General features: G+C 43.1%; 4 protein-coding genes and 1 pseudogene. 3 read left to right on the top strand and 2 right to left on the bottom strand.

The features are described from left to right. Positions 1–59: 59 nt before the first annotated feature. Both ABZD21_RS19675 and ABZD21_RS19670 read left to right on the top strand, forming a co-directional pair. Entirely contained in the window at positions 60–638 is a 579-nt protein-coding gene (locus ABZD21_RS19675) for a biopolymer transporter ExbD (RefSeq protein WP_372776841.1), read from the top strand. 3 nt (positions 639–641) lie between these two features. Next, complete coding sequence (locus ABZD21_RS19670) at positions 642–1115, top strand: ExbD/TolR family protein (RefSeq protein ID WP_372776840.1); 474 nt, start codon at positions 642–644, stop codon at positions 1113–1115. Between the two features lie 432 nt (positions 1116–1547). Here ABZD21_RS19670 and aspS read toward each other — a convergent pair whose 3' ends face one another. Continuing rightward, complete coding sequence (gene aspS, locus ABZD21_RS19665) at positions 1548–3302, bottom strand: aspartate--tRNA ligase (RefSeq protein WP_372776839.1); 1755 nt, start codon at positions 3300–3302, stop codon at positions 1548–1550. Positions 3303–3395: 93 nt separating this feature from the next. On the opposite strand from aspS, the gene ABZD21_RS19660 reads away from it, so the two are divergent. Continuing rightward, entirely contained in the window at positions 3396–3836 is a 441-nt protein-coding gene (locus tag ABZD21_RS19660; RefSeq protein WP_372776838.1) for a nucleoside deaminase, read from the top strand. Positions 3837–3972: 136 nt separating this feature from the next. Here the strand turns inward: ABZD21_RS19660 and ABZD21_RS19655 are convergent. Next, positions 3973–4580, bottom strand: a pseudogene (locus ABZD21_RS19655) (3-phosphoshikimate 1-carboxyvinyltransferase); the annotation flags it as partial.

Here is a 4580-nt window from a genome sequence, read left to right as displayed (position 1 = left end):
TCAGTTACTCGTTTTATTAAATAATCCAAAGTGGATTCTAATACAGGAAAAATTTAATTATGGCAAGAAAAATTCCCGAAATACCAGCAGCATCTTTGGCGGATATTGCCTTTATGTTGCTCATCTTTTTCCTGGTAACGACCACAATGGATGTTGACAGCGGTTTGGAACGTAGACTTCCGCCAATGCCACCCCCAGATCAAGTTGACGATGATACACCACCAATTAAAGAACGGAACGTTTTTGTTGTGTTGGTGAATGCTCAGGATCAGCTTTTGGTTGAGGGTGAATGGACTGACGTTAAAAACCTTCGCGATAAAGCCAAAGAATTTATGGCAAATCCGAACAATGATATTAACCTTCCTGAAAAGAATATGAAAGAAATTCCATATTTCGGCGAGGTTGGTATTACCAAAGGGGTGATTTCATTGCGAAATGACGTAGGTACGTCCTACGGAACCTATATTGCTGTACAAAACGAGTTGGTTGCTGCCATCAATGATTTAAGAGAAGATTTAGCACAACAAAAATTCGGTAAGAGTTACGATAAGCTTGAAGCTGATCAACAAGATGCGATAAAAGAAATTTATCCTTCTAAGATCTCTGAAGCCGAACCTAAAAAAGTAGGAGGACGATAAACGATGTCTAAATTTAGAAAAAACGATTCTAAAGAATTACCACCGATTTCGACAGCCTCTTTGCCTGATATCGTGTTTATGTTGCTGTTCTTCTTCATGGTTAGTACAACTATGAGGGAGGTTACTCTGATGGTTCAGGTTAAAGTACCTGAAGCAACAGAACTCTCTAAATTGGAAAAGAAATCCTTGGTAAGTTATATCTATGTGGGAGAACCTCATAGACAATATCAAAATATCTTTGGATCAGAACCTCGTATTCAGTTGAACGATCAGTTCGCTCAAACATCTGATATTATTGACTATATCACTGCAGAGCGTGAAGCTCGTGATGAAGCCGAGGTGCCAATGATGATTACTTCACTGAAAGTCGATGAGTTTACAAAAATGGGTATCGTAACTGATATCAAACAGGAATTGCGTAAAGCTTCTGCTTTGCACATTAACTACTCGTCGCGTAAGACTTCAGTCGCTGAATAATTTATTTTCAGATATGTCGAAAGGGAAACTAAATCTAGTTTCCCTTTTTTTTTGTTTCAAAAAATGGCTTTGTTTGCCTGGTATTGAGTTGTTATTTGAAACGTATCCGGATTGAGTCAACGGCTGCGGTTGTCGTTAGATGTTGTATTTAGTGACACCCAAATGCCGAGATCGTTGAGGTAATTTAATCGAAGAGGGTCGTTGGTAAGTCAAATCAGAACATATTTAAGTCGAATTTAATCGAGTTTAGGGCAAAGTGGCACTTGTGGGCTGTATTGGCGAGAGAGCTGTATCTCTTTCTTTTCTATCAGGCTTTAAAAATCAGGTTAAATGTCCGGCAAGTAGCTCGGGAGGATCAATTTTAGCATCAATCCTAAAAAAAAAACGGAAGCTTTGAAGGCTTCCGTTTTTGTATCTGTTTTACGTGTACGATTATTTTTCTTTCAAATCAATCCTGATTTGCAGTTCATCAAGTTGTGCGTCGGCAATAGGCGATGGAGCATCATTCATTACATCGCGGCCGGAGTTATTCTTAGGGAATGCGATGGTGTCGCGAATACTGTCCAGACCGGCAAACATGGAGACCAGACGGTCGAATCCGAACGCGATACCGGCATGAGGTGGTGCGCCATATTTGAATGCACTCATTAAAAAGCCAAATTGCGCCTCAGCTGATTCTTTTGTAAAGCCGAGCAAATCAAACATTTTTGATTGCAATTCGGGGTTGAAAATCCGAACGGAGCCGCCTCCAATTTCAACTCCATTGATCACAAGGTCGTAGGCATTTGCACGAACGTTTCCCGGGTTGGTTTCAAGCAGTGGAATGTCTTCTGGTTTTGGAGCCGTAAACGGATGATGCATGGCGTAGTAGCGCTTGGTTTCTTCGTCCCATTCCAATAGCGGGAAATCGACTACCCACAAAGCCTTGTAAGTGTTTTTATCGCGCAATCCGAGTTGGTTTGCCATCTCCAAACGCAATTCACCAAGCGCTTTCAAGGTCTTGTCCTTATCGCCTGAGAGTACCAGAATTAAGTCTCCCGCTTCAGCCTGGCAAGCGCTAGCCCATTTTGAAAGTTCTGCTTCGTTGTAGAATTTATCAACTGACGATTTTAAGCTGCCGTCAGTATTGTATTTCAAATAAACCATTCCTTTGGCTCCAATCTGTGGGCGTTTTACCCAATTGGTCAGAGCGTCGAGCTGCTTGCGAGTGTATTCGCTGCAACCTTTTGCGCAAATAGCACCAATGTATTCAGCCTCGTCGAATACTTTGAAATCCTGTCCTTTAACAACCGCGCTGATGTCTTTAATCATCATCTCAAATCGAATATCAGGTTTGTCCGATCCATAGTTTGCCATCGCTTCGGCGTAGGGCATGCGGATAAAGTTGTCAATGTCAACCTGCTTCGTTGTTTTGAAAAGATGTTTGGTCATTCCTTCAAACAAATTCAACACATCTTCCTGCTCAACAAACGACATTTCGCAGTCAATTTGGGTGAATTCGGGTTGACGGTCAGCGCGAAGATCCTCGTCGCGGAAACATTTCACAATTTGGAAATAGCGGTCGAAACCAGCTACCATCAGTAGTTGTTTAAAGATTTGCGGCGATTGCGGGAGCGCATAAAATTCACCCGGATTCATGCGTGAAGGAACAACAAAGTCGCGGGCACCTTCAGGCGTCGATTTCATCAATACCGGTGTTTCCGTTTCAATGAATTCCCGTTCAATGAGGTACGAGCGAATTTCGTGAGCCATTTTGGAGCGGAGAACCAGGTTTTCGCGAACCGGATTGCGACGCAAATCCAGGTAGCGATATTTCATTCGGATGTCATCGCCTCCGTCGCTTTCATCTTCGATTGTGAAAGGAGGAACTGCTGATGCGCTCAATATGCTCAGTTTGCTTACTTCAATTTCAATCTCACCCGTGGCGATGTTTTTATTTTTACTGCTACGTTCGCGAACGGTTCCAACCACCTGGATCACAAACTCACGACCTAATTTCTTGACATTTTCCTTTAAGTCGGTCGACGAGTTCTCGTCAAAAACCAACTGAGTAATTCCAAAACGGTCGCGTAAATCCACAAAGGTCATTCCGCCAAGTTCGCGTTTTCGCTGTATCCAACCGGCCAGAGTAATCTCTTGTCCCTGGTGTTCCAATCGAAGTTCACCACAGGTGTGCGTTCTGTACATAGTGCTTGATTCTTTTTTGTTTGGCTGCAAAAATAAGCAGATTTTAGCAATTTAATTGGTAGGTTTGTCATTAATATTGAATTGAATTGTAGCATGCAGCCCTTTGATGATGTCTATTTTATGAAACGTGCTTTCCAGGAAGCACAACAAGCTTACGAGAAAGGTGAGATACCGGTTGGAGCGGTGATTGTTGCCAATAACCGGATTATTGCCAGAGCCCATAATTTAACAGAAACGTTGACTGATGTTACTGCGCACGCTGAAATGCAGGCTGTTACAGCAGCGGCCAATTTGCTCGGTGGAAAATATCTGAACGAATGTACCTTGTATGTTACACTGGAACCTTGTGTGATGTGTGCCGGAGCGCTTGGCTGGGCTCAATTAGGCCGGTTGGTTTACGGAGCCAGCGACGAAAAACGGGGATTTTCGAAATTTGCACCAAAAGGTCTTCATCCTAAAACAGAAGTTGTGTCGGGAGTAATGGCCGAAGATTGTGGCGACTTGATGACTGCTTTTTTTCGGGAAAGAAGATAAACAACCCTTGCTAATAATTCGCGGTTGTTTTTTTTTGAACGCTCCAATTTCATCGGTTGAAGAAATCAAGTTTCGATGTCAACAATAAAAAAGGCAACGAATACTGTTCGTTGCCTTGTCTTTTCTTTGTATCTCGTTATAGCTGTTTTATGTCGAAGCCAACTAGTTTTAAATCCTCATAATAAGCAGGATAGGATTTTGTAACGACCATCGGTTCGTCTATTTCAATTGGGTAGAATAGGGCAGCCGGAGCAAAAGCTAATGCCATGCGGTGGTCGTGATAGGTCAGGATGAGTGGCACATCTTGTACTTTGAAAGGGAATGAGCCATCCCAGCTAAGTTCACCGTGTTTTGGTTCATCGAGGCGAGCGCCGAATTTTGACAGTTCGTCTTGTAAAGCCGCGATACGGTTTGTTTCTTTAATTTTCAGCGTTTCCAAGCCGGTGAAGTGGAACGGTACTTTTTTCATGACACAAAGTACTGCCATGGTCTGTGCGATATCCGGGTTTTCCAGAAAATCAAGGTTCAGTTTTTTGGGCTGAATGTTGGCTGTTTTTCGAATCACAATGCCATCTGCGGTCGCTTCGCTTTCAACCCCAAAAGGTTTAAACCAAGGGGCAATGGCGCAGTCGCCCTGAAGGCTCATGAGTTGCAGGTTTGGCAATACAATCTCGCCTTCGTCAGCCAAAGCCAACAACTCGTACCAGTATGACGCTCCCGACCAATCGCCTTCACAGGTGTATT

The sequence above is a fragment of the Mangrovibacterium sp. genome (genome assembly GCF_041596335.1).
In the GTDB taxonomy this organism is placed as follows: domain Bacteria; phylum Bacteroidota; class Bacteroidia; order Bacteroidales; family Prolixibacteraceae; genus Mangrovibacterium.
This window is presented reverse-complemented; position numbering and strand designations above follow the sequence as displayed.